Source organism: Variovorax sp. PDC80 (genome assembly GCF_900115375.1).
Lineage (GTDB): Bacteria > Pseudomonadota > Gammaproteobacteria > Burkholderiales > Burkholderiaceae_C > Variovorax.
In genome coordinates this window covers 306,956-330,237 of record NZ_FOWG01000011.1, presented here as the reverse complement: position 1 = coordinate 330,237, position 23,282 = coordinate 306,956, and the positions used below count along the sequence as shown (strand labels likewise).

The 23,282-nt window shown below is 71.5% G+C and carries 20 protein-coding genes; 7 read left to right on the top strand and 13 right to left on the bottom strand.

Going from position 1 to position 23,282, the window contains the following annotated elements:
* Positions 1 to 7: 7 nt before the first annotated feature.
* From BM109_RS29445 to BM109_RS29425, 5 genes are all read right to left on the bottom strand, one after another.
* Positions 8 to 1,630 carry an acyl-CoA carboxylase subunit beta gene (locus BM109_RS29445; RefSeq protein ID WP_093350888.1) on the bottom strand — a complete coding sequence of 541 codons (1,623 nt, stop codon included), beginning with the start codon at positions 1,628 to 1,630 and terminating at the stop codon, positions 8 to 10.
* A gap of 82 nt (positions 1,631 to 1,712) precedes the next feature.
* Entirely contained in the window at positions 1,713 to 2,630 is a 918-nt protein-coding gene (locus BM109_RS29440) for an amidohydrolase family protein (protein WP_093350886.1), read from the bottom strand.
* A gap of 67 nt (positions 2,631 to 2,697) precedes the next feature.
* Positions 2,698 to 3,597 carry a phosphatidylglycerol lysyltransferase domain-containing protein gene (locus BM109_RS29435; RefSeq protein ID WP_093350883.1) on the bottom strand — a complete coding sequence of 300 codons (900 nt, stop codon included), beginning with the start codon at positions 3,595 to 3,597 and terminating at the stop codon, positions 2,698 to 2,700.
* Positions 3,594 to 4,427 (bottom strand): TIGR03084 family metal-binding protein, encoded by an 834-nt coding sequence (locus BM109_RS29430; protein ID WP_093350881.1) that lies wholly within the window; start codon positions 4,425 to 4,427, stop codon positions 3,594 to 3,596. Before BM109_RS29430 ends, BM109_RS29435 begins: the two co-directional genes overlap by 4 nt.
* Before the next feature lie 24 nt (positions 4,428 to 4,451).
* A complete protein-coding gene (locus tag BM109_RS29425; protein ID WP_093350878.1) occupies positions 4,452 to 5,627 on the bottom strand; it encodes an acyl-CoA dehydrogenase family protein in 1,176 nt (391 codons plus the stop codon).
* Positions 5,628 to 5,786: 159 nt separating this feature from the next.
* Between BM109_RS29425 and BM109_RS29420 the strand changes: the two genes are divergently transcribed.
* Positions 5,787 to 7,598 (top strand): acyclic terpene utilization AtuA family protein, encoded by a 1,812-nt coding sequence (locus tag BM109_RS29420; protein ID WP_093350875.1) that lies wholly within the window; start codon positions 5,787 to 5,789, stop codon positions 7,596 to 7,598.
* A 36-nt stretch (positions 7,599 to 7,634) separates the two neighbouring features.
* On the opposite strand, the gene BM109_RS29415 is transcribed toward BM109_RS29420, so the two are convergent.
* Positions 7,635 to 8,315: a response regulator transcription factor gene (locus BM109_RS29415; protein WP_093350872.1), complete on the bottom strand. Its 681-nt coding sequence runs from the start codon at positions 8,313 to 8,315 to the stop codon at positions 7,635 to 7,637.
* 302 nt (positions 8,316 to 8,617) lie between these two features.
* On the opposite strand from BM109_RS29415, the gene BM109_RS29410 reads away from it, so the two are divergent.
* Both BM109_RS29410 and BM109_RS29405 read left to right on the top strand, forming a co-directional pair.
* The gene (locus BM109_RS29410) at positions 8,618 to 9,949 is read left to right on the top strand and encodes a DotU family type IV/VI secretion system protein (RefSeq protein ID WP_093350870.1); all 1,332 of its coding nucleotides are present in this window, start codon (positions 8,618 to 8,620) and stop codon (positions 9,947 to 9,949) included.
* A 16-nt stretch (positions 9,950 to 9,965) separates the two neighbouring features.
* A complete protein-coding gene (locus BM109_RS29405) occupies positions 9,966 to 11,165 on the top strand; it encodes a type VI secretion protein IcmF/TssM N-terminal domain-containing protein (RefSeq protein ID WP_093350867.1) in 1,200 nt (399 codons plus the stop codon).
* 29 nt (positions 11,166 to 11,194) lie between these two features.
* On the opposite strand, the gene tssJ is transcribed toward BM109_RS29405, so the two are convergent.
* Positions 11,195 to 11,671: a type VI secretion system lipoprotein TssJ gene (gene tssJ / locus BM109_RS29400; protein WP_256222855.1), complete on the bottom strand. Its 477-nt coding sequence runs from the start codon at positions 11,669 to 11,671 to the stop codon at positions 11,195 to 11,197.
* A 137-nt stretch (positions 11,672 to 11,808) separates the two neighbouring features.
* Here tssJ and tssA point away from each other — a divergent pair, with 137 nt between their 5' ends.
* The 4 genes from tssA to BM109_RS29380 all read left to right on the top strand — a co-directional run bounded on the left by tssA (position 11,809) and on the right by BM109_RS29380 (position 15,619).
* Positions 11,809 to 12,840 carry a type VI secretion system protein TssA gene (gene tssA / locus BM109_RS29395; RefSeq protein ID WP_093350862.1) on the top strand — a complete coding sequence of 344 codons (1,032 nt, stop codon included), beginning with the start codon at positions 11,809 to 11,811 and terminating at the stop codon, positions 12,838 to 12,840.
* 88 nt (positions 12,841 to 12,928) lie between these two features.
* Positions 12,929 to 13,447: a type VI secretion system contractile sheath small subunit gene (tssB, locus tag BM109_RS29390; protein WP_093350860.1), complete on the top strand. Its 519-nt coding sequence runs from the start codon at positions 12,929 to 12,931 to the stop codon at positions 13,445 to 13,447.
* Between the two features lie 50 nt (positions 13,448 to 13,497).
* Positions 13,498 to 14,991: a type VI secretion system contractile sheath large subunit gene (tssC, locus tag BM109_RS29385; protein WP_093350857.1), complete on the top strand. Its 1,494-nt coding sequence runs from the start codon at positions 13,498 to 13,500 to the stop codon at positions 14,989 to 14,991.
* 148 nt (positions 14,992 to 15,139) lie between these two features.
* Positions 15,140 to 15,619, top strand: coding sequence for an Hcp family type VI secretion system effector (locus BM109_RS29380; protein WP_093350855.1), 480 nt, complete (start codon positions 15,140 to 15,142; stop codon positions 15,617 to 15,619).
* 144 nt (positions 15,620 to 15,763) lie between these two features.
* Here the strand turns inward: BM109_RS29380 and BM109_RS29375 are convergent, their stop codons facing one another.
* The 6 genes from BM109_RS29375 to BM109_RS29350 form a co-directional block, all read right to left on the bottom strand.
* On the bottom strand, positions 15,764 to 16,579 hold the full coding sequence (locus BM109_RS29375) for a PP2C family protein-serine/threonine phosphatase (RefSeq protein ID WP_093350852.1): 816 nt from the start codon (positions 16,577 to 16,579) through the stop codon (positions 15,764 to 15,766).
* A 68-nt stretch (positions 16,580 to 16,647) separates the two neighbouring features.
* A complete protein-coding gene (gene tagH / locus BM109_RS41765; RefSeq protein ID WP_305728104.1) occupies positions 16,648 to 18,342 on the bottom strand; it encodes a type VI secretion system-associated FHA domain protein TagH in 1,695 nt (564 codons plus the stop codon).
* 194 nt (positions 18,343 to 18,536) lie between these two features.
* Positions 18,537 to 18,932, bottom strand: coding sequence for a DUF4150 domain-containing protein (locus tag BM109_RS29365; protein WP_093350847.1), 396 nt, complete (start codon positions 18,930 to 18,932; stop codon positions 18,537 to 18,539).
* 10 nt (positions 18,933 to 18,942) lie between these two features.
* Positions 18,943 to 19,623: a DUF3540 domain-containing protein gene (locus BM109_RS29360; RefSeq protein ID WP_093350845.1), complete on the bottom strand. Its 681-nt coding sequence runs from the start codon at positions 19,621 to 19,623 to the stop codon at positions 18,943 to 18,945.
* Positions 19,620 to 20,681, bottom strand: a complete 1,062-nt coding sequence (locus BM109_RS29355) for a pentapeptide repeat-containing protein (protein WP_256222854.1) — start codon at positions 20,679 to 20,681, stop codon at positions 19,620 to 19,622. Before BM109_RS29355 ends, BM109_RS29360 begins: the two co-directional genes overlap by 4 nt.
* Positions 20,678 to 23,278: a DUF2169 family type VI secretion system accessory protein gene (locus BM109_RS29350; RefSeq protein WP_093350840.1), complete on the bottom strand. Its 2,601-nt coding sequence runs from the start codon at positions 23,276 to 23,278 to the stop codon at positions 20,678 to 20,680. The genes BM109_RS29355 and BM109_RS29350 overlap by 4 nt, the downstream gene beginning before the upstream one ends.
* Positions 23,279 to 23,282: the final 4 nt, after the last annotated feature.

Genomic DNA, 23,282 nt, shown 5'->3' with positions numbered 1-23,282 from the left:
CCCTCGCTCATGGCCGCGCCACCGAGAACTGCATGGGCTGCGGCTCGCGCAGCTCGGCCTCGTGGCACACGGCCAGCAGCTTCGCGAGCACGGCGCGCGTGTCGCGCGGATCGATCACGCCGTCGTCGAGCACGTGCGCGCTGGTGGTGAACACGCTCATCTGGCTGTCGAAGCGCTCGACGATGCGTCGCTCCATCTCCGCGAGCTTGGCGCGGTCGACCTCGCCGCCCTTGCGCCGCATCGCTGCCTCGGTCACGTTGACCATGGTCTGCGCCGCCTGCTCGCCACCCATCACGGCGGTGCGCGCGTTGGGCCACGAGAAGCAGAAGCGCGGATGGAAGCCGCGCCCGCACATGCCGTAGTTGCCGGCGCCGAACGAAGCGCCGCAATGGATGGTGATCTGCGGCACGGTCGCGTTGGTCACGGCCTGGATCATCTTCGAGCCGTGCTTGATCATCCCGCCCTCCTCGTGCGCGCGCCCCACCATGAAGCCGGTGGTGTTCTGCAGGTAGAGGATCGGCGTGCGCGACTGGCAGCAGGCCTGGATGAAGTGCGCGGCCTTGGTGGCGCCCGCGTTGTCGATCGGGCCGTTGTTGGTGACCACGCCCACGGGCAGGCCCTCGATCTTGAAGTGGCCGACCACGGTGGCGCTGCCGTAGCCGGCGCCGAACTCGAGGAACTCGGAGTCGTCGGCGATGCGCGCGATCACCTGCTTCATGTCGACCGGCCGCTTGAGGTCGGCCGGCATGATGCCCAGCAGTTCCTCGGCGTCGAAGCGCGGCGGCTTGAAGCGCCGCGGCGGCGCTGCCGGCAGCTCTCGGTTCCAGTCGATGTGGGCGAGGATCTCGCGCGCGATGCGGATCGCGTCGCGGTCGTCCTCGGCCAGGTAGTCGCCGAGCCCCGACACCGAGCTGTGCATCAGCGCGCCGCCCAGTTCCTCCTCGGTCGCGATCTCGCCCGTGGCGGCCTTCAGCAGCGGCGGCCCCGCGAGGAAGGCCCGCGAGCGGTCGCGCACCATCACGATGTAGTCCGACAGGCCGGTCTGGTAGGCGCCGCCCGCGGTCGAGGAGCCGTGCGTGACGGTCAGCACCGGCAGGCCGGCGGCCGACAGCCGCGCGAGGTTGCGGAACAGGCTGCCGCCGGTCACGAATTCCTCGACCTTGTAGGTCATGAGGTTGGCGCCCGCGCTCTCCACCAGCTGCACGTAGGGCAGCCGGTTCTCGAGCGCGAGTTCCTGGATGCGCAACTGCTTCGGAATGCCCATGGGCTGCAGCGCGCCGGCGTCGATGCCCGAGTCGGAGGCATTGACCATCACGCGCAGGCCCGAGACCTGGCCGATGCCCGCGATCACGCCGCCGCCGGGCACGCTCTTGTCGAGGTCGGGGTTGTCCAGGCCGAGCCCGGCGAGCGAGCAGAGTTCGAGGAAGGGCGTGCCGGGGTCGAGCAGCAGCGACAGCCGCTCGCGCGGCAGCAGCTGGCCGCGCTTCTCGAAGCGTTCGCGCGAGCGCTCCGAGGTGGCGGCGGCGCGCTGCTCGCAGCCGCGTACGCGCTCGAGCAGCGCGAGCATGTGGGCGCGATTGGCCTGGAAGGCTTCGCCGTGGGGGGAGAGGGTCGATTCGATGGTGGCCATGGTCTGCGGAAGAGTCCATGGCAGCTTAGGCAGCGCCTCCCGGGGCGTCTTGTGCCCAGTGGCTGTGCCCCCGAACGCGGGCTCAGCGCACGCCGAACAGCCCGGCCGCGTTGTCCCACGCCACGCGCTGCGCCACCGCGGGCGGCAGCTCGCCGAGCCAGCCGCGGTAGCCGCGCATCAGCTCGTCGTAGGCGCTCCAGCGCTGGTTGACCCAGGTGTCGGAGCCGATCAGGAAGCGATCGGGAAAGGCCAGGATCAGCTCGCGCCACGGCGCGCACAGCGTGCCGCCCTCGCAGACCAGGCCCGGGCGGTACGACAGCTCGCCCATCAGCTTCGGATAGCGCTCGAGCATCTGGCGCACGCGCGCCACCGGCGTGCCGCCGATGCCGGTGTGGGCCCAGATCAGCCGCGTGTCGCGGCCCTGGCTCGGCGTGTTGGCCATCAGCAGGTCGACCGCCTCGTCGTCCACGTGCGCGAGCACGGCGAGCTGTTTCTGCTCGGCCAGCGCCATCAGCTTCTTCGCGACCGGGCCGTTGGCATTGGCGCTCTCGTAGAGATGGAACTCGCCGATGCCGCGGTAGGGCCCGCTCGCGGTGCCGCGCTCGAGTTCGGCCAGCACCATCTCGTGGATGCTCTCGTCGCGGAACCAGTTGTTGTAGTCGGCGCGGTTGCGGTACAGCCGCACGAAGGGCACCACGGTGACGCCGGCCTCGCGGGTCTCGCGCAGTGCCGCGAGCGTGCGCGTGCCGTCGTTGGGCCGCGAGTTGCCGACGATGGCGCGCACGCCGTTGCGCTGCATGCGCGCGAGCGCCTCGGCCGGCGGGAACGGGCCGCTGCTGCCGTTCCAGGCCTCCTCGTTGTAGTGCAGGTGGGTGTCGAACAGCGGGCCGGTGTAGTCGGCGGCCTGGGCCGCGAATGCGAGGCCGGCGGCGACAGCGGCAACGACCGCGGATGCGGCGCGCGGCCAGCGTCGATGAAGGGAATCGGTGGTCCGGGTCATGCGGGCTCCTCGCGGCGGATGCGGTCGGTACGGTGGGCGGCGGAAGAATACCCGTCGCCGCGCCGGCTCAGCGCAATAACCGTGCCCTGAACTTCTGCACCATCGCCGCCGGCGCGTACGAACGCTTGCTGCGCCGGAAGCCCGCGATGCCCATGTCCTGCTCGAAGTTGAGCCAGCGCACCGGCCGGCCGAACCCGGCCTCGAACTGCTGGCAGAAGTGCTGGAACATGTGCGGGTAGATGCCCGCGTGGCTGTCGAGCCCCTTGGCGAAGCGCATCGCGAACACGCCGGGCTGCAGTTCCTGCGCGAGCACGAAGCCCAGCGGTTCGTCCTGCGCGAAGTGCACGAAGCCCTCGAGTCCGAGCGCCGCCGCATCGGCGATGGCTGCGCGGCACGGCGCCTCATCGGCTTCGCCCGCGGCCTTGCCCTTCTGTGCCATCCAGGCCTCGAGCACGCGCAGCGCGGCGCCGGCCGAGGCGGGACCGAAGGCCTCGGCGCGCGGCGTGCACTGCGCGAGCAGTTGCCGCACCTGGCTGCGCTTCCAGGCCAGCGCGCGGCCGGCGTAGTCGGCGAAGCGGCTGGCATCGTAGAGGTAGTCGGCGTCGTCGGGCGAGGCGCTCAGCGCGAAGCGGTCGGCGCTCAGGCCTTCGATGTCGCGCCGCGACAACGGATAGAAGCAGTCGTGGTCTTCGAGCATCGTGGCCAGCGCCTCGGGCGGTGCCTGCGGCAGCGCGAACAGCGGGACCAGGTGGCGCGTGCCGTCGTAGGTGCGGCCCGAGATGCGCGGCCAGCCGTCGTCTTCTGGCCCGATGTAGCGGTAGTCGTGGGCCTCGCGGAACAGCCAGAGGTTCGAGAAGCTCAGGTCCGACAGGCAGCCCTCGGCGCTGCCCGCGCGCAGCCGCGCGAGCGCCGGCTCGATCGCCTCGCGCAGCGCCAGCGACAGCGGCTGCCCCGGCGCGGCGCTCATGCGGCGTCGTAGACCACCGCGCGCACGCCCGGCACCGGCGGATCGGCCGGCGGCCCCGCGAAGCACTGGGCGATCGACAGCCACTGCGTTGCGCTGCCCGGCGTGCAGCGCAACGCGGTGTCGGCGAGGTGGCGGCGCTGGGTCACGACCAGGCAGAAGTCGAGCGCATCGCCGCGCACCGATTCCGCCGAGGCCGGATCGCCCCAGCGCCAGGTCTGGCCGCCGGGCGCGTCGAGCTCGATGAAGGGCGCGGGCTCGGGCACCGGCAGCTGGCGGTTGACGAAGGTCCAGCCGAAGGTGGTGGCGCCGATGTGGGCGATGTGGCGCAGCCGCGCATGGGCCGGCCGGCGCCGGCGCATCAGGTCCCAGATGTCCTGGCCATGGGCCCAGGTTTCCATCAGCCGCGCGGTCGCGAACGAACGCGCGCTCATCATCGGCCCGTACCAGGGCAGCCGCGCCTTCGGGTCGAGCGTCGCGAGCGCGTCGGCCAGCTGCATCGAGATCGGCTGCCACAGCGCGAGCATCGCGGGGCCGTCGAGCGCGCCGTACTTCTCGCGCGCCAGCGAGCTGATCTCGCGGCCCTGCGCGAACTGCGCGTTGAGCGCCGCGGCATCGCGCACGAAGGCCGCGGGGTCGTTCAGCGCGAGCATCGAGGTCTGGTCGAAGAAGCACAGGTGGGCGATCTCGTCCCAGGGCGACCAGCCGTAGAACACGCTGGGCGCGCGCCACTGCTCGGGCGTGAGCGTGGCGCACAGCGCGGCGAGCTCGGCGTACTCGTCGCGCAGGTCGCGCGCGGTCTCGGCGTTGGGGCCGTTCGTCGAATCGTTCATCGTGGGCGTTGTCCTTCTCGTTCTTCAGAGCCCGAGCTGCCGGGCCGCCAGGTCCTTCATGATCTCTTCCGATCCGCCGCCGATCATCATCACCTTGACCTCGCGGTAGATGCGTTCGCTGCGCGTGCCGCGCATGAAGCCCATGCCGCCCAGCAACTGCACCGCCTGGTCGGCGCAGAACTGCATGGCCTGGGTCGCCTGCACCTTCGCGAGGCACACGCGCGCCACGAGTTTCGCCGGATCGGCCAGGCCGTGCTCGATGCGGTAGGCCAGGTCGTAGACCAGGGTGCGCGCGGCATCGACGCGCAGGGTCATGTCCATGAGCTTGTGGCGCACCACCTGGCGCTCGGCCAGCGGCACGCCGAAGGAGACGCGCTGCCGCGCCCAGTCCACCGCCTCCTCGAGGCAGACCTCGGCGAAACCGCAGGCCAGCGCCGACATCAGCAGGCGCTCGCCGTTGAAGTTGTTCATCACCAGCTTGAAGCCCTGGTTCTCCGTGCCCACCAGGTTGCGCGCGGGCACGCGGCAGTTCTCGAAGCGCAGGTGCGCGGTGTCGGAGCTCCACCAGCCCATCTTCTTGAGCGAGGTGCGCGCGAGCCCCGGCGTGTCGCCCTCGATCACCAGCAGCGAGATGCCGCCCGCCCCCTTGTTCGCGGGATCGGTGCGCACGGCGGTGGTGATGAAGTCCGCGCGTACGCCCGAGGTGATGAAGGTCTTCTCGCCATTCACCACGTAGTGGTCGCCATCGCGCACCGCGGTGGTCCGAAGCGCCGCGACGTCGGAACCGCCCGAGGGCTCGGTGATCGCGAGCGCGGCGATCTTCTCGCCGGCCAGCACGGGCGGGATCACGCGCTGCTTGAGCTCCTCGCTGCCGGCCTTGAGGATCGGCGGCAGCGCGATGCTGTGCGAGTTCAGCGAGGCCTGCACGCCGCCCGCGCCGCAGCGCGCGAACTCCTCGGCCACGATCAGCTGATGGAACAGGTCGGCCGGCGTGCCGCCGAGCGCCTCGGGATAGCCCAGGCCCAGCACGCCGAGCCCGGCCGCGCGCCGGTACAGCTCGCGCGGGAAGGTCTCGGCCTCGTCCCATTCGGTCACGAAGGGCGCGATCTCGCGTGCCACGAAGGCGCGCAGGCCGGCACGGAAGGCTTCGTGCTCGGCGGAGAAGTAGAAGGGCAGCGGTGGGGCGTCCAGGAATTCCATGGTGTCTCCTTGGCGCACGAGGCTAGCGGCGGGCGCCCCGCCGGTCTTGCGCCAACAGGCTGCGCCCGACGACGCGACGCGAGGCGCAGCGACTCGACGCAAGCCTTGCCGCGCCCGTCTCGCTAAGCTGGCCCTTCCATCCGCCACCCGAGGACCGCCATGCCTTCATCCACCGCCGCACCGAACAAGACCGTCCGCATCGGCGGCGCCTCGGGCTTCTGGGGCGACAGCATGGTGGCCGCGCCGCAGCTCGTGCAGCACGGCCGGCTCGACTACCTGGTGTTCGACTACCTGGCCGAGACCACGATGGCGATCCTGGCCGCGGCGCGCGCGAAGAAGCCCGAGCTCGGCTATGCCACCGACTTCGTCGAGATCGCGATGAAGCCGGTGCTCGCCGAGATCAAGCGCCAGGGCATCAAGGTGGTGAGCAACGCGGGCGGCATCCATCCGCAGGGCTGCGCCGCCGCGCTGCGCGCGCTGGCCGAGGCCCAGGGCGTGCCGCTGCGCATCGCGGTGGTCGAGGGCGACGACCTCGGCGCCCGCATGACCGAACTGCGTGCCGCGGACACGCGCGACATGTTCACGGGCGAGGCCCTGCCCGAGAAGGTGCTGAGCGCCAACGCCTACCTGGGCGCGCTGCCGATCGCCGCCGCGCTGGCCGCGGGCGCCGACGTGGTGATCACCGGCCGCTGCGTCGACAGCGCGGTCACGCTCGGGCCGCTGATGCACGAGTTCGGCTGGCAGCCCGGCGACTTCGACCGGCTGGCTTCGGGCAGCCTCGCGGGCCACATCATCGAATGCGGCTGCCAGGCCACGGGCGGCCTGCACACCGACTGGGAAGACATCCCCGACTGGGCGAACATCGGCTACCCGATCGTCGAATGCCAGGCCGACGGCAGCTTCGTCGTGACCAAGCCCGAGGGCACGGGCGGCAAGGTGATCCGCGCCGCGGTGGCCGAGCAGCTGCTCTACGAGATCGGCGACCCCGGCGCCTACCTGCTGCCCGACGTGAGCTGCGATTTCCGCGCCGTGACGATCGAGCAGGAGGGCCCCGACCGCGTGCGCGTGGGCCCCGCGCGCGGCCGCGCGCCGACGCCGGCTTACAAGGTCTCGGCCACGCAGCTCGACGGCTTCCGCTGCGCGGGCAGCCTGGTGATCGTGGGCATCGATGCCGAGCGCAAGGCGCGGCGCACGGCCGAGGCGATCCTCGAGCGCACCGGCGGCATCCTCGCGCGCCTGGGCCTGCCACCCTTCACGCGCAGCCACATCGAGGCGATCGGCGCCGAGACGCTCTACGGCCCGCATGCGCGCACCCACGGCGTGCGCGAGGCGATGATGCGCGTGGCGGTCGACCATCCGCAGAAGGCCGCGCTCGAGATCTTCGCGCGCGAGATCGCGCCCGCGGGCACCTCGTGGTCGCCGGGCACCACCGGGCCCGGCGGCGGCCGGCCCTCGGTGTCGCCGCTCATCAAGCCCTTCGCCTTCCTGCTCGCCAAGGAGCAGGTGCCGGTCGCGTTCGCGATCGACGGCGAGCGGCAGGCCGTGGCGATCCCGCCGGGCGCGGGCGATGGTGCCGCGCCGCCGATGGCGGAACCGCCGCCCTTCGCCGACGACGGCGGCGAACAGGTCGAGCTGCGGCTCATCGACCTGGCCTGGGCCCGCAGCGGCGACAAGGGCGACCTCTCGAACATCGGCCTGGTGGCGCGCCGGCCCGAGTGGCTGCCGCTGCTGTGGTCGCGCGTCACGCCCGAGGCGGTGGGCGCCTACTTCGCGCACCTGGTGCACGGCGAGGTCGAGCGCTTCCACCTGCCGGGCATCGCGGCGATGAACCTGCTGCTGCACGGGGCGCTCGACGGCGGCGGGCCCTCGTCGATGCGCATGGACCCGCTGGGCAAGGGCATGGGGCAGATGCTGCTCGACATGCGGGTGAAGGTGCCGCGCGCGGTGGCACAGGCGGCGCAACGGCGCTGAAACGAGAGGGGCGGCCCGAACGGTCTCGGGCCTGGGTCAGGCCTGCGCTTCGGTCAAGGCCTGCGCCGCCACCACCGCCTCGGTGCGGTTGCGCACGTTGAGCGCGCGGAAGATCGCCGCGAGGTGGATCTTGACCGTGCCCTCGCTGATGCCGAGGCTGCGGCCGATCAGCTTGTTGGGCTTGCCCTGCGACAGCAGCTGCAGCACCTCGACCTGCCGCTCGGTCAGCACGTTGCGCAGGTGCTCGAGCGTCTGCGAGGAGGCCGGCGCGCGCGCGGTGTCGGCGCCGGGCTGCGGCGCCACGCCGGCCACGATGCCGGGCGGCAGCGCGGTCAGCATCATCGGCGGCACGTAGACGCCGCCGGCCAGCACCAGCCGCACGGCCGACAGCATGACCTCGGGCGAGTAGGCCTTGGGAATGAAGCCGAGCACGCCGCGCTCGAGGGCGGCGCGCATGATGGCCGGGTCCTCGTAGCCCGACAGCACGATCACCGGCACGGCCGGATGGCGGCGGCGGATCTCGTCGATGTGGGCCTGCCCGTCGGCGCCGGGCATGTTGAGGTCGATCAATGCCAGGTCGAGGTCGTCGGTGGCACCGGCGAGCAGCTCGTCGACGCTCATGACCAGCACGAACTCGATGCCGGGCTCCAGCTCGGACAACTTGGCCTTGACCGCTTCGATGACAAGCCGGTGGTCGTCGGCGATCAGAATTTTCATGACTTAAGGCCTTTCAACGCTTGAGAAGGGGTCACGAAGCTCGCCCCAGCGTGCATTGACTCAGCGACCGCCGACGATACCGGCGAATGCCCCGCGCAGCAAGGCTGGCGCGCTCCACGAACGGCATAGGCCCCAAGCGATATGGCGCCCCCCGGGGCCGCTGAGAAGAATGATCGCCAACCCGAAGGAAGCGAGACATGGGCATGTGCCAACGAAGCAGGCGCCGGTGCAGGGCATCTCTCGTGCGGCGCCCGGCGCTGCCTGCGCGCCTCGCCGCGGCCTGAGCCGGCGCGCGTGTCTTCATGGCCCGCCTGATCGACTGCTATTCGGCCTTCGTCTCGTTCGGGCTCGCGCTCGATGCCGCGATCGCCGCGAACCGCCCCGCGCTCGCGCACGACGCCGCGCAGATCCAGGCCCGCCAGCTGCTCGACGCGGCGCGCGAAAGCGCGCGCGCCGCGGCCACGCCGCTCCTGCCCGCGCAGCTCGAGTCGGCCGCCTTCGCGATGGTCGCCTGGATCGACGAGATCCTCGCGCGCCACCCGGGCGCGGGCCAGGGCGCGGCACCGCTGCAGGTGCAGCTGTTCGCCTCGAACAATGCCCACAGCGAGTTCTTCCACCACCTGTCGGCGCTGGGCGCGCGCGACGACGAGGTGCGCGAGGTCTACTGGCATGCGCTGGCGCTGGGCTTCAAGGGCCAGTACTACTTCGAGCACGGCGACCGCGGCGAGCTCGGCAAGCTCAAGGACCTGCACGCACGCCAGCTGCGGCAGCAGCCGCTCGCGCTCGGCAGCCTCGCGCAGCAGCACATCACGCCCCAGCCCTACGACGGGCCCGACCCGCCGGCCCCGATCGACATGCACCGGCGCGACCGCTCGCTGCTGCGCGCGAGCGCGGCGCTGGCGCTGCTGGTGCCGCTGCTCTACCTGCTGTGGGCCTGGCTGGCGGGCGCGCCGCGGCCCGAGGCCGACCTCGCGCAGCGCGTCGAGCAGCAGCTGCAGAGCTACGCCTGCGCCGACCTCGCGGTGGCGGTGGAAGCCGGGGGCACGCTCAAGGTCAGCGGCTTCGTCTCGCTGCCGGCCGACGTGGCCAACGTGCAGCACGACGTGGGCCAGCTACCGGGCGTGAAGGCGCCGCGCTTCGAGCTCGGCGTGCGCGTGTGGCCGCACTGCGAGGTGTTCGCGATCCTCAAGCCCTACCAGGCACGCAATGCCGACAAGGCCTACGGCCTCGGGCTGGACCTGCCCTCCGCGCGGCAGCGCCGCCTGCGCGAGGGCGACACGGTGCGCGTGGAGGTCACCGCGCCGCGCCACGACAGCGTGCTGTGGGTCGACTACTACACCGCCGACGGCTCGGTGATGCACCTCAACGCGGGCCGCGCGCCGACCCGCCTGCACGCCGGCGAGAAGCTCGAGCTCGGGCGCGACATCCCCTCGAGCTGGCTCGTGAGCCCGCCCTTCGGCAGCGTGCTGGTGACCGTGATCTCCTCGCCGATGCCGTTTCACGAGACCGCCGACCGGCCGCCGTTCGAACTGGCCTCGGCCTACCTGCTGCAGCTGCGCGAGGCGCTCGCGGCCAACAAGGGCGGCGACCGGCTGATCGCCGACTTCGTGTTCCTCGAGACCGAGGCGCGCTGACGCGCGCGCCGCCGCCATGCACACCCTGCCGCCCGCCCACCTCTTCTGGCCGCTGCTCGCGCTGTGCGCGCTCGGCTTCGCGGTGCTCTGCGCCGTGGTGCGCGATGCCGGGCGCGGCGCGCGCCGGCGTGCGCTGCAGCAGCGCATCGCCACGCTGCGGCCGCCCTCGCGCGCGGCCGATGCGCAGGCCGTCGAGCGCCTGCACGAGGCGATGGCGCGCGCGCAGCAGCGGCTGCGGCTGGCGCCGCGCCCGCGTGCCGCCGGCGAGAGCCTCGATGACGAGGACTTCGGCCGCTGCACGACGCCGAGCGCGCCATGGCTGCTGTTCCTCGGCGATGCGGCCGCCGACCTGCCGGGGCTGCTTGCCGCCTCGCCGCTCGACGCGGACCCGTCGGACGACGCGCCGACGGGCCCGGTGCGCAGCGGCTGGCGCTGGTGGACCGGCGGCGCCATGGCCGCCATCGAGATCGATGCGCGCGTGCTCGAGGACCCGGCCGACGCGCCGCAGTCGCGCGCCCTCTGGCTCGCGGCGCTGCTGGCGCTGGCCGAGCGCCGCGAGCGTCTGCCGCTGCACGGCATCGTGGCCTGCATCGGGGCGCAGGCGCTGCGCGAGGCGCCGGCCGACGCCATCGCCTTCCGCATGCGCATCGCGCGGCTGCGCCGGCTGGTCGAGGAGGCGGGCCGCACCCTGCGGCTGCAGTTGCCGTTCTACCTCGTGGTCACGGGCCTCGAGGGGCTCGAAGGCTATGGCGCGCTGCGCGGCACGCTGCCGCCCGAGGTGCTGGCGCAGGCCCTGGGCCATCGGCTGGCGGCGGAACAGCCGATGGCCGATGCCGGCAGCGCCGCCGAGCGGCTCGATGCGGTGTTCGAGCCGATCGCCGCGCGGTTGCATGCCCTGCGCATGGGATTGCTGCGCGAGCAGTCGGGCGCTTCGGGCCGGCTCGCGGTGCATTCGTTCGTGGAGGGGGTGCGAAGCCTGCAGCCGGGGCTCAGGCTGGCGGCCGAGGCGCTGTTCGACAGCCATGGCCGCAAGGCGCGCGAGGCCCGGGGATTGCGCTGGCGCGGCCTCTACCTGACGGTGGCCGGCGGCGCGGCGGGCGGCAATGGCGCCTTCACGGGCGACCTGTTCCATCGCTTCCTGCCGGCGGACGCCTCGCTGGTGCGCCCCGGCCGGCTGCCGCCCGCGGACCGCGACACGGGCCTGGACGCGATGTGAGCGCCGCCCGATCCCGCGCCGCGCGGCGCCTACTTCTCCTTGATCGGCTCCGCCTTCTGATCGATGCGGATCTGGCGCGCGCCGTAGGTCACGGTGATGGTGTTGATCTTGCCGACCTCGAGCGGCCGCACCTCGCGCCAGCGCGCGCGGTCGAGGTCGCGGAACGCGCCCATCACGCCGATCATCTTGGCGTCGGGCTGCAGCACGAAATCGAACTTGCGGCTCTCGCCGGGGCGCAGCAGCGTTTCCTCGCGCTGCACCAGCTCGGCGCCGAGCGTGGCCTGGTCCTTCTCGAACAGCGAGAAGAAGTCGGCGCCCTCGAAGGCACCCGGCGTCTTGAGCACGTAGGCGCGCACCGTGAGCGGCGATGCGCGGCCGCGCGCGTCGGGGTTGGCATCGGGGCCCGCCACCAGCGTCAGCGACACGGGCGTCTTCACTTCGGGTGGCGGCTTGCTCGCGCAGCCCGCGAGAAAGAGCCCCGCGGCAGCGAGGCCGAAGGCCGCCACGTGCCGGCGCGAAGCCGTGGCCGGAAGGCCTCCATAGGACGAATGGTGTGTACCGAGCGCTCGCATGCTATTCCCTTCGTTGCATTGACCGGTTGAGAGGCATCTTTGATTATCACCAGCCACATTCAACAGGCAACATGCTCACCAACGAACTCGCAGATGCACTGCTCACACCGATCGGCGACAGCGCGCCGAGCGGCACCGACCTCGAGTACGACGCGGACTTCACCGCGCTCGTGACCGCGTCGCAGGGCAAGCCCGAACAGCAGTTCGGCGACACCGTCATTCCCGCGGTGGAGCCGGACTGGCGCAGCGTGGCCGAGCAGTCCGACGCCATCCTGCGCCGCAGCAAGGACGTGCGCGCCGCCGTGCTGATGCTGCGTGCCGCCACCCGGTTGCAGGGCGTGCCCGGCTTCGTCGCCGGCCTGCGCCTTCTGACCGGCTTGCTCGACCGCTTCTGGGACGGCATACATCCAACGCTCGATGCCGACGACGACAACGATCCGACGATGCGCCTGAACGCGCTCGCGCCGTTGAACGACGAGACCATGGTGCTGCGCGACCTCTACGACGCCCAGGTGGGCGCGGCGCCGGGCGTGGGCTCGATCCGCGTGCGCGACATCGCGGTGGTCCAGGGCACGCTCGCGGCGAACGGCGAGCCGCTCTACTCCGCGCCGCAATTGCAGGCCGGCCTCGAGGCCCTGCAGGCCGCGCAGCCCGACCGCATCGAGGCCGCGATCGGCGCGCCGGCGCTCATCGACCAGCTGCAGGCGCTGCTGGTGGAGCGCACCGGCCGTTCCGACGCCATCGACCTGGGCGCGCTGCGCACCATCGCGCGCACCGTGCAGAAGGCCTGCGGCGCCGCGATCGGCGTGCCCGAAGAAGCCGGCGCGGCGGGCCCGGAAGACGGCGGCGAAGCTGCCGCGGTCGGTGGCGGTGCACGCCCCGCGGCCGCGCGCGGCGAGATCCAGACCCGCGAGGACGCGCTGAAGATGCTCGACCGCGTGATCCGCTTCCTCGAGACCACCGAGCCCGGCAATCCCGCGCCGCTCCTGATCGAGCGCGCCAAGAAGCTGATCGGCGTGAGCTTCCTCGAGATCATGGCCAACCTCGCGCCGAACGCGCTCGACACGATCGAGAACGTGACCGGTCGCCGCGCCTCGGACTGAGGCCCTTCCGCCGCCTCTCCCCCTCGTCCCCTCCCCTTTCCATCCCTGGATCGACCCACCCCGTTTCACCCCCGCAAGGAGCATCGCCATGGCCAAGAGCAGTCAGAAATTCATCGCCCGCAACCGGGCGCCCCGGGTGCAGATCGAATACGACGTCGAACTCTACGGCGCCGAGAAGAAGATCCAGCTGCCCTTCGTGATGGGCGTGCTGGCCGACCTGTCGGGCAAGCCCGCCGACCCGCTGGCGCCCGTGACCGACCGCAAGTTCCTCGAGTTCGACGTCGACAACTTCGACTCGCGCATGAAGGCCATGAAGCCGCGCGCGGCCTTCGCGGTCGAGAACTCGCTGACCGGCGAGGGCGAGCTCAAGGTCGAGCTGACCTTCGAGAACATGGAGGACTTCTCGCCCGCCGCCGTGGCCCGCAAGGTCGGCGCGCTCAACAAGCTGCTCGAGGCGCGCACCCAGCTGTCGAACCTCGTCACCTACATGGACGGCAAGAACGGCGCCGAGGAACTGCTGGCCAAGGTGCTCGAGGACCCGGCGCTGCTGCAGTCGCTGGCCGCGACCAAGAAGCCCGAGGACGGCACCACCCCGCCGGCCGCCTGATCCCTGTCCCATTCCGACTTCCACATCCGGTTCACGAGGAGTAACCCACCATGGCCGAAGCACTCGAACAGAGCGCGTTGAAAGACGTCGCGTACGCGGGCAGCGACTTTTCGTCGCTGCTGCAGAAGGAATTCAAGCCGCGCAGCGACGAAGCCAAGAGCGCGGTCGAAGCCGCCGTGCTCACGCTGGCCCAGCAGGCGCTGGCCAACAGCGAGGTCATCGGCAAGGACGTCACGAAGTCGATCCAGTCGATGATCGCGGCGATCGACGCCAAGCTCACCGAGCAGGTCAACCGGATCATCCACCACCCCGACTACCAGAAGCTCGAGAGTGCGTGGCGCGGCCTGCACTACATGGTGAACAACACCGAGACCGACGAGAACCTGAAGATCCGGGTGATGGACATCTCGAAGCAGGAGCTCGCCAAGAACCTCAAGAAGTTCAAGGGCGCGGCCTGGGACCAGAGCCCGATGTTCAAGAAGATCTACGAGCAGGAGTACGGCCAGTTCGGCGGCGAGCCCTTCGGCGCCATCGTCGGCGACTACCACTTCGACCAAAGCCCGCCCGACGTCGAGCTGCTCGGCGAGATGGCCAAGATCGCGGCCTCGGCCCACGCCCCCTTCATCACCGGCGCGAGCCCGAACCTGATGCAGATGGAGTCATGGCAGGAGCTCGCCAACCCGCGCGACCTGACCAAGATCTTCCTCACGCCCGAGTACGCCGGCTGGCGCTCGCTGCGCGAGTCGGACGACGCGAAGTACCTGGGCCTGTGCATGCCGCGCTTCCTGGCGCGCACGCCCTACGGCGCCAACACCAACCCGGTGGAGGAGTTCGACTTCGAGGAGGACACCGCCGGCGCCGACCACAGCAAGTACGCCTGGGCCAACGCCGCCTATGCGATGGCCACCAACATCAACCGCTCGTACAAGCTCTACGGCTGGGGTTCGCGCATCCGCGGCATCGAATCGGGCGGCGCGGTCGAGAACCTGCCGCTGCACACCTTCCCGAGCGACGACGGCGGCGTGGACCAGAAGTGCCCGACCGAGATCGCCATCAGCGACCGGCGCGAGGCCGAGCTCTCGAAGGCCGGCCTGCTGTCGCTGATCCACCGCAAGAACTCCGACTTCGCGGCCTTCATCGGCGCCCAGTCGCTGCACAAGCCGGCCGAGTACGACGATCCCGACGCCACCGCCAACGCCAACCTGGCCGCGCGCCTGCCCTACCTGTTCGCCTGCAACCGCTTCGCGCACTACCTCAAGTGCATCGTGCGCGACAAGGTGGGCTCGTTCAAGGAACGCGACGAGATGCAGCGCTGGCTCAACAAGTGGATCATGAACTACGTGGACGGCGACCCGGCGAACTCGTCCGAAGTCACCAAGGCCCAGAAGCCGCTGGCCGCGGCCGAGGTGGTGGTCGAGGAGGTGGAGGGCAACCCCGGCTACTACTCCTCCAAGTTCTTCCTGCGCCCGCACTACCAGCTCGAGGGCCTGACGGTCTCGCTGCGCCTGGTCTCCAAGCTGCCGTCCGCCAAGGGCGCGGCATAGGCCATCGGGTGGGTTTGAAATCCCGCCCGCTTCTTCGTTCTGAGATCACTACCGGCCGAAGCCCCACCCGCAGCGGCCGGTAGCCCCAAAAAACTTTCTCTTTCGTCAACCATCGCCCGCGCATCGCAGGCATCACAGGAGTAGCAAGATGGCATCCGATTTCCACATCAAGTTCGACGGCGTCACCGGCGAGGCCACCCACAAGGATCACAAGGACGAGATCGAGATCCTGTCGTGGTCGTGGGACGTGGCGAACACCTCCGGCGCGGCATCGGGCGGCGGCTCGGGCAAGGGCAAGGCGCAGCCCGGCTTCTTCAACTTCGTCCACATCTTCGACAAGGCCTCGCCCGTGCTGGCCAAGAACTGCGTCAGCGGCAAGCACTTCAAGGACGCGGTCCTGACCTGCCGCAAGTCCGGCGACGGCCAGGGCGAGTACCTCAAGGTCACGATGAAGGAAGTCTTCATCTCGAACGTGGCCCCGGCCGGTTCGCAAGGCGGCGACGTGCTCGAGAACGTGGTCGTGACCTACAAGGACATCGAGTTCGCCTACAAGGCCCAGAACGACAAGGGCGCCACCACCGGCGACGTCAAGTTCGGCTGGAACGTGGCCACCACCGAGACCCGCTGAGATCCCCCGGGACTTCGCCGCGCGAGCGCGGCAAGCTCCACGCCTTGCGGCCCGCGTCCTCTCTCGAGGGCATCGCGGGCCGTTTCTATTGGTGCGGGAGAAAAGAAAAGGGAGAAGAGGCGGCGCACGCCGCCGCCCGTTGCGTCAGCCGAGGACGGTGTCCTCGGGATCGCGCGGCTCGGGCTGCGCCTCGACCGGCAGCAGCCGCGTCTCGTCCTCAGCGGCGTCGATCACCCACAGCGTGAGCGCCGTGTAGTTGTCGTGCCCCGGCTTCGCGCGCGCGACGATCTGCGCCTCGATCTGCTCGACCCACTGGCTGGGCGTGCGCGAGGCATGCAGGGTCTCGACCAGGCATTCGTCGCCCAGCGGCTCCCACACGCCGTCGCTGCACAGCAGCAGCACGTCGCCCGGCAGCAGCCGCATGCGGTCCGACACCGCGATGTCGGGTTCTTCCTCGAGCGAGCCCAGCGCCGACAGCAGCATGTTGCGCTGCGGATGCAGGCGCGCGCCCTCCTCGTCGAGCATGCCGCCGGCCACCATCTGCTGCACCAGGCTGTGGTCGGTGGTGCGCGCGACGATCGCGCCGCCGCGGAACAGGTAGGCCCGGCTGTCGCCGCTGTGCACCCAGGCCAGCGCATGGACCTCGAGGTCGATGGCCGCGAACACCACCGTCGAGCGCATGCCCGCGAGCGTGCCGCCCTCGGCCTGGCGCGTCACCACGTCGCGGTTGGCCTGCTCGATCAGGCCGCGCAGCACGCCCGCGTCGAGGCTGGGGCCGGCCGAGAACGCGCCCAGCACGCTCGCGCGCACCGTGGCCGCCGCCACGTCGCCGCCGCCATGGCCGCCGGCGCCGTCGGCCACCAGGCAGGCGACATGGCGCTCGTCGTGCCAATGGCCGTGAACGTCTTCGTTGTAGCTGCGGCCGCCCTGGCGGGACAGCGTGACGATTTCGATTTCCAAGCGGGGCTCCTCGCGTCGGTCGTGCGTGTCGTGGGTTCTTGTTCTGCGGTGCAGCGGTCGCGCGCGCCTCAGTCGTCGGATTTCAGGCGCGCCATCTGCGCCTCGTAGGCCTCGAGGAAGGCCTTGCCGAACAGGTTGTGGAAGTCGTCCTCGGCCTCCGTCGCGATGCCGCCGTACAGCGCCACGAACTGGTCCCACAGCTTGGCCTTGCGGTTGGCCGCGAACAGCGCGTCGAGCGCCGACTTCGAACTGATCTTCTTCTCGAGCTCCTCGGGCTCGAAGCGCGCGATGACGTGCGCCAGCGCCGCGCGCAGGCCGACCATCACGCCGAACTGGTGCGCGCGCAGGTCGTTGAAGGCGTCGCGCATCGCGGCCTCGGCCGGCATGAAGCCGCGCACGCCCGGCCCCAGCAGGTGCGCCAGCGCGACCTCGACCGTGGGCGAGAACTTCAGCGGGTTGTTGGCCTGCGCCGCGATCATCGTGACCTCGGCGCGCACCTCGCGCTTGAATTCCTGGCGCGTGAGCAGCAGCTGCAGCGTGCCTTCGGTGGCGCTGCGCAGCATCGAGCCGATGCGCTCCATCAGGCCCGGCGTGAGCATCTCGGGCGGCTGGTGCGTGCCGCCGAGGCCGCGCAGGAAGGCGGCCAGCAGCTCGTCGTCGCTCGCGGTGCGCTCGACGGGCGCGGCGGCGACGGGCGCGGGCGCGCGCGGCGCGGGTGCCGGCGGCGGCGCGGACAACGGCGGCAGGGGGCGGCCCGCGGTGTCGGGGCCGCTGATGCGGATCGGCAGGCCCGTCATGTCGTCGAAGGCGGGCAGCTCGGGCAGCGGCGCTGCGCGCGGTGCGGGGATGGGTGCGGGAATGGGCGCGGGGGCCGGCGGCGGTACCGGCACCGCGGCCGGCGGCGTGATCGCCTTCGGTGGCGTGAAGCCGAACTGCTCGATCGGCAGGTGGTCGGAACGCGCCATCGGCGTGGCCGGCGCGGCGCGCTGCAGCGCGGCCAGCGGATCGGCATCGTTCGCGGTGTTGGGCTGCAGCAGCGGATCGGCCAGCGGCGACAGCGCGAGCGGATCGCCGCCGATGCCGCCGGCACCGGCCGTGCCGCCGAACAGCGCGTCGATGCCCGCGGCCTTGCCGTGCGCGGGCGGCGCGCCGAGGTCGGAGAAGTCGTCGAGCGCACCGAGCCCGCCGGCCGGTGCCGAGGCCGGGTCGGGGCCGAGCAGGTTGGCGAAGGGATCGATCTGCGCGGCCTGCGCGTTGCGCGAGCCGGTGGCCATGGGGTCGGGGAACAGCAGCGAGTCGGCTGACGACGACGAGGATGGCGACGACGCGGGCGACCGGCCTGGCGCGGGTGCGGGCGCGGGCGGCGACCCCAGGCCCGCGAGCAGGTCGGCGAAGGGATCGTCGCTGGTCGCGGTGGCCGGTGCCGGCGCCGCGCCCGACAGGCCCATGATGGTTTCGGGGATCGCGAACGGTGCGGCGGCCGGTGCCGGTGCGGGCGCGGCGGCCTGCACGCGCACCACGAGTTCGAAGCTGCCGACCACCAGGCGGGCGCCGTCGGTCAGCGCCGCTTCCTTGCCCGAGCCCAGCGACACGCCGTTGCACTGCATCGGGTTGCTGCCGCGGTCGATGGCGAAGTACTGGCCGTCGCGGCACAGCACCTGGGCATGCACGCGCGAGACGGTGCGGTCGGGATCGTCGAGGACCAGCGTGTTGGTGTCGGCGCGGCCGATGGTGCCGCCCTCGGGGCCGAAATTCGCCGACAAGGACGGCCCCGCCGGGACGCCTTGGCGGGTGACAACAGTGATTTGGATCATGAACCGGCCCCCAGGGCGACGCCCCTACAGCTGTGCGCGAGCTTGCGACGAAACTCGGAAGGAGTATTCATTCCGGGGGACGGCTTGGCAATCTCGCCTTAAGAGGTATGTCTTTGCATCGGAAGGCGATGGAGAGCGCCGCGCTAGGGCGCCAGCAGCAGCACCAGCGCCTGGCTCGGCACGACGCGCACCCCGGGGCAGTTGGTGCTGTTCTGCAGCGACACGCTGGTCAGTCGGCTCGCCGGCATGCCGTTGAGCAGCACGGTGAACGCGCCGGTCACATGGCGCGACGGGCCCATGACGGTGCCCGAGGCCACGCCCATGTTCACGCCGGCGTTGTCGCCGTTGGTCATGGGGATCGAGGTCGCCAGGTTGTGCGCGGGGGCCCCCATGAAAAGGATGGTGGGACAGTTCGGGATGGCCATCGGCCCCATCGCGATGTTCGGGTACGGAATGGGCACGGGCCCCGCGGGCGTGGGCGTCAGGCACACATCGGGAAAGCCCATGTCGGTGCCCATCATCTGGCAGTTGGCGAACATGTGCGTGCTCCTAGCCGAAGTGGATCTGGCCGCCGCGCGTCTTGACGAGCTTCTCGCCGTTCACCAGCGTGTGCTCGCCCGACAGCCGCAGCAGCTGGCGGGCCTCGCATTCGACATGCGTCGCCGCCACGCGGTCCGTGCCTTCCGTGGTGCGGACGTGGTGCCGGCTGTAATGGCTGACGCGGTCCATGACCGTCGACAGCACCGAACCGACGAGCTTGACCACGCTGCCCACCACGCTCAGGTGGCGCCCCGTCAGCTCGGCCGAATCCAGCGCCACGCGGGCCTCGCGGGCGCGCACTTCGAGCTGGTCGCTGCTCATGCGCAACTGCGGCGCCGTGAGCGAGAGACGGCCGTCGACCTGCAGCTGCGTGTCTCCGCGCAGCTGCAGCACGTGCGGCGTCTCGCCTTCGCGCTGGAGCACGGCCAGGATCCAGAGTTCGTCCGGCGCGACCTGCAGGCAGGCGACGCTGTCGCCGGCGCGCGGCTCGAGCAGGCAGCTGACCGCGCGCTGGCCGCTGCGGCGCAGCGTACCGCTCAGCACCGTGAAGCCGGCGGGTCCGCATTCGCACACGGTGCCCACGCACCAGCCGGCGGCAATGGCCTGCGCGGGCTGGGCCGGCTGCGCGGCCTGGGGATGGGCGGCGCGGCGCGAACGGCGCCGCGACGGGGCTGCTTTCGAGGTCGTCATGTCTTCTGCTCCATGGGCTGCCAGCGTTCCGCGGCCGCCAGTTCGGGGTCCTGCTCGATCGCACGCCCGCGGTCGGACATGCGCGCCTCCTGCGTGTTCGCGCCATGCAGCACGGTGCGGAACATCGACGCGTCCTGCAGGTCGGCGCCCGACAGGTCCGCATGCCGGAAGTCGGCATAGGTGAGTTCGGCCGCGACCAGCCGTGCCTTGGGCAATTGCGCGCCCGCGAAGTGGGTCTGGTAGAGGTCGGCGCCGGCGAAGTTGGCGCCCGGCAGCTTCGCGCCCGTGAACAGCGCCTGGCGCAGCCGCGCACCGGAGAAATCCACCTGCTCGCCCCGGGTCTCGCAGAACAGGGCCAGCGGCGCATGCGCCTTGGCCAGGCAGGCCCCGTCGAGCACGGCTTCCTGGAAGTTGCACTGGCGCATGTCGGCGCCCGAGAAGTCGGCCCCCGACAGGTTCGCCTTGAGGAACTGGCAGCCTTCGACCCGCAGTCCGACGAAGGACCGGTTCTGCAGCCCGGTATCGATGAAGGCGACGCGCACCAGCGTCGCGCCGGTCCAGGTCAGCAGCGAGAGGTCGCAGCCGATGACGGTGGTCTGGCGCCAGTGGGCCTCGTCGGCGCAGACGTCGATCAGGCTCGATCCGTCGATCACGGCCGCGTCGAGGTCGGCGCCGCGCAGCACCGCATGGTCCAGGCGCGAGCGCGTCAGCATGGCCATGCTCAGCTGGGCCCCGGCGAGCTGGGCATGGGGCGCCTGGCAGTCGGTCCAGACGGCGGCGTGCAGGTTGGCGCCGCGCAGGTCGGCATGGTCGAGCGTGCAGCGATCGAACACGGCGCGCCGCAGGTTGGCGCCGGCCAGCAGCGCGCCGCGCAGGTCGCACTGCTCGAACACCGCCTCGCGCAGGTCGGCGCCGCGCAGGTCCGCCTCGCTCAGCCGCGCGCCCGAGAAGACCGCCCCGCCGAGCTGGGCCCCGCCGAAGGCGCCCTTGGCGAGGTCCATGCCGATGACGGGCTCGCCGATGGCCACGGCCATGGACAGCAGTTCGGGACTCATCATGGCGCGGCCTGCTGCTGTTCGGGCGTGAGGCGCGGCCAGGTGCGCGCGCGCTGCAGCAGCGCGTTCTCGAAGCGCGCGTCGCCATCCAGGCGCACGCGCGACAGGTCGGCGCCGAAGAGGTTCGCGCGGCGCAGGTCGGCACCGCGCAGATCCGCGTGGTGCAGCACCGCGTTCGACAGGTCCATGCCCGCCATCGCGGCCTGCCGCAGGCTGGTCTTGCGCAGCATCGCGCCCCGGGCGCGCGCGAGCCGCAGGTCGCAGCGCGCCAGCGAGGCCTTCGTGAGGTTGGCGCCGTCGAGGTTCGCGCGCACCAGCTTCGCGCCATCGAGGATGGCCTCGCCGAGGTTGCACCCTGCCAGGACCGCGCCGCTGAAGTCCACCGCGGCGAGGCTGCACTGCTGCACGAACACCGCGCCCTCGGCCTGCGCGCCGACGAGCCGCGCGCCGTCGAGCTTGCAGCCGACGAAGCTGCTGTGCCGCAGCCGCGCGCCCTGCAGGTCGCAGCCGCTCAGGTCGCACTCCACGAAGCTGCATTCGGCCAGTTCCGCCTCGGCGAGCGACAGCCCCCGCAGGTCGAGCTTGTAGAAGATCTGGCGGGTGCCGTGCACACCGCTCCAGTCCGCGCTGCCCCACAGCGTCTCGAGCAGGGAGGCCCCTTCCAGCCGCGCACGGCGCAGCTGGGTCTCGGCAAGCACGCAGCGGTTCAGCACGGCGCCGCGCAGGTCGGCCTCGTCGAACATCGCGCCGGCGAGTTGCGAGGCGCCCAGGTTGGCTTCGGCGAACAGCGTTCCCGCGCCGATGGCGCCGCGCAGGTCCGCATGGGCCAGCACGGCGCGCGAGAAATCCGCGCCCGAGAGGTTCGACTTCGACAGGTTGGCGCTTTCGAGCCACGCGCCGGCGAAGCTGGTGCCGCGCAGGTCGAGGCCCGACAGGTCGGCGCCGGTGAGGTCGAGGTCCGCGAAGCGGCGCAGGCCGCCCGCCACCGCGCGCTTCATCTCCTCGCGCAGCGCCTTGGCGGCTTCGGCCTCCATCGGCGCCGCGGGCGCCTGGGCATGGGCCGACTGCAGATAGCCCAGCCGTTCCGCCGCCTGCTGCTTGATCAGCGCCGGATAGACCTTGGCGGTGTCCAGCGCCTGCCCCTGCGCGGCGAAGGCGGCGCGCAATTCGTCGAGCTTCGCTTCGGCGCTGAAGCGCGGCGGCCCGCGATGCGCCAGCGAGGTCGGCGGCAGCCCCTGCTCGGCGGCGAATGCCAGCGCCTTCTCGGCCTGGGTCAGCGCATCGTCGAGCACGGCCCATTGCTGGCGCTGCTCCTCCTTCATCTTGCGTTCGATGTAGGGTGCGAGTTCGGCGCCCTTGGGCACCTTCTCGCGCTCGGGCAGGCGGATGCCGAGCGCGTCCGGATCGCCGCCGTGTTCGCGGACCTGCTCGCGGGCCACCTCGACCTCGGCGCGCGCGCGCAGGTACTGCGCATCGCCCTGCAGGCCGTCCATCGCGAAGGCCGCGCGCGCCGCCTCGACGGCGGGATCGTCGGCATTCAGTCCCTCGGGCAGCAGGTCGCCGTCGTGCAGCATGTGGACGGCACCCAGGCGCGGATCGCCGCGCCGCGCGATCGCGTCCACGTAGTGCTCGTCGGGGCGACGCTCGCCGAGCCGCTCCACCGCCCCGACCAGCGAGACGACATCGGAACCGTCGTCGGTGTCGACCTCCGCGAGTCCCTGGAACAGCAGGATCGCGCGTTCGGCATGCGGGAAAAACCACGCCGTGGTGAGCCGCAGCGGCACTTCGCGCAACTTCGGTTCGCTGGCGCCGGCCACCGCGTAGCCGGCGAAGACGCGCGCGCGCAATCCGGGCAGTTGGCCCTCGATGCGCGGCCGCGTCGCATGCAGGTGGTCGAACGCGAAAGGCTCGTCGCCACGCAGCGGCTGCTCGAACCACTGGTCGGGCGGTGCCAGGTTGAAATGGCGCCAGTCCAGGTCGGGCGCGAAGCCCGGCGCGTGCGCCTGCAGGTAGTCGGCGTCGTAGGTCCCGCGGTACTGGGCGCGCTGCGGGTGCGTCGACGCGAGCGCGCCGAAGCCGGCCGGCGCCACCGCGTGATCGGGCCGCAGCAACCGCGTGCCGGGCCACTCGACGTTGGGCAGCCGCTGCACGCCTTCGCGCACCTCGCGGCCCGTGCCGGCCGGATTGGCCGCGAAGTCCGCGCCCCCATAGGCATGCGCCCAGTCGATGGGCATCTGTTCGAAGGGCAGCGGCGCGCTCGCGTCCTGCCCGTTCCAGTGACGCTCGCCGAACACGAGCAGGGTCTTCTCGCGCGCGCCCAGCCGCGCGCGCACCGCGCAGCCCGTGGGCTGGTCGGCCGGCGCGAAGGCACGCCCGTGGACCAGGAACTCGGCCGTCAGCTTGGCCACGCCCTCGTCGATCATCGGCTCGGCCATCTCCTGGCCGAGGAATTCCCACATCGACTGCTCGCTCCACAACGCCCCGGACGGCCCCTGCGCGAAGGGCACGTGCAGGCTCGCGGTCACGCACAGGCCGAAGCGCTTGCGGTACTCCACCGGACGGGTCGACAGGCCCAGCGCCTGGGGCTTGGTGACTTGCATGCGC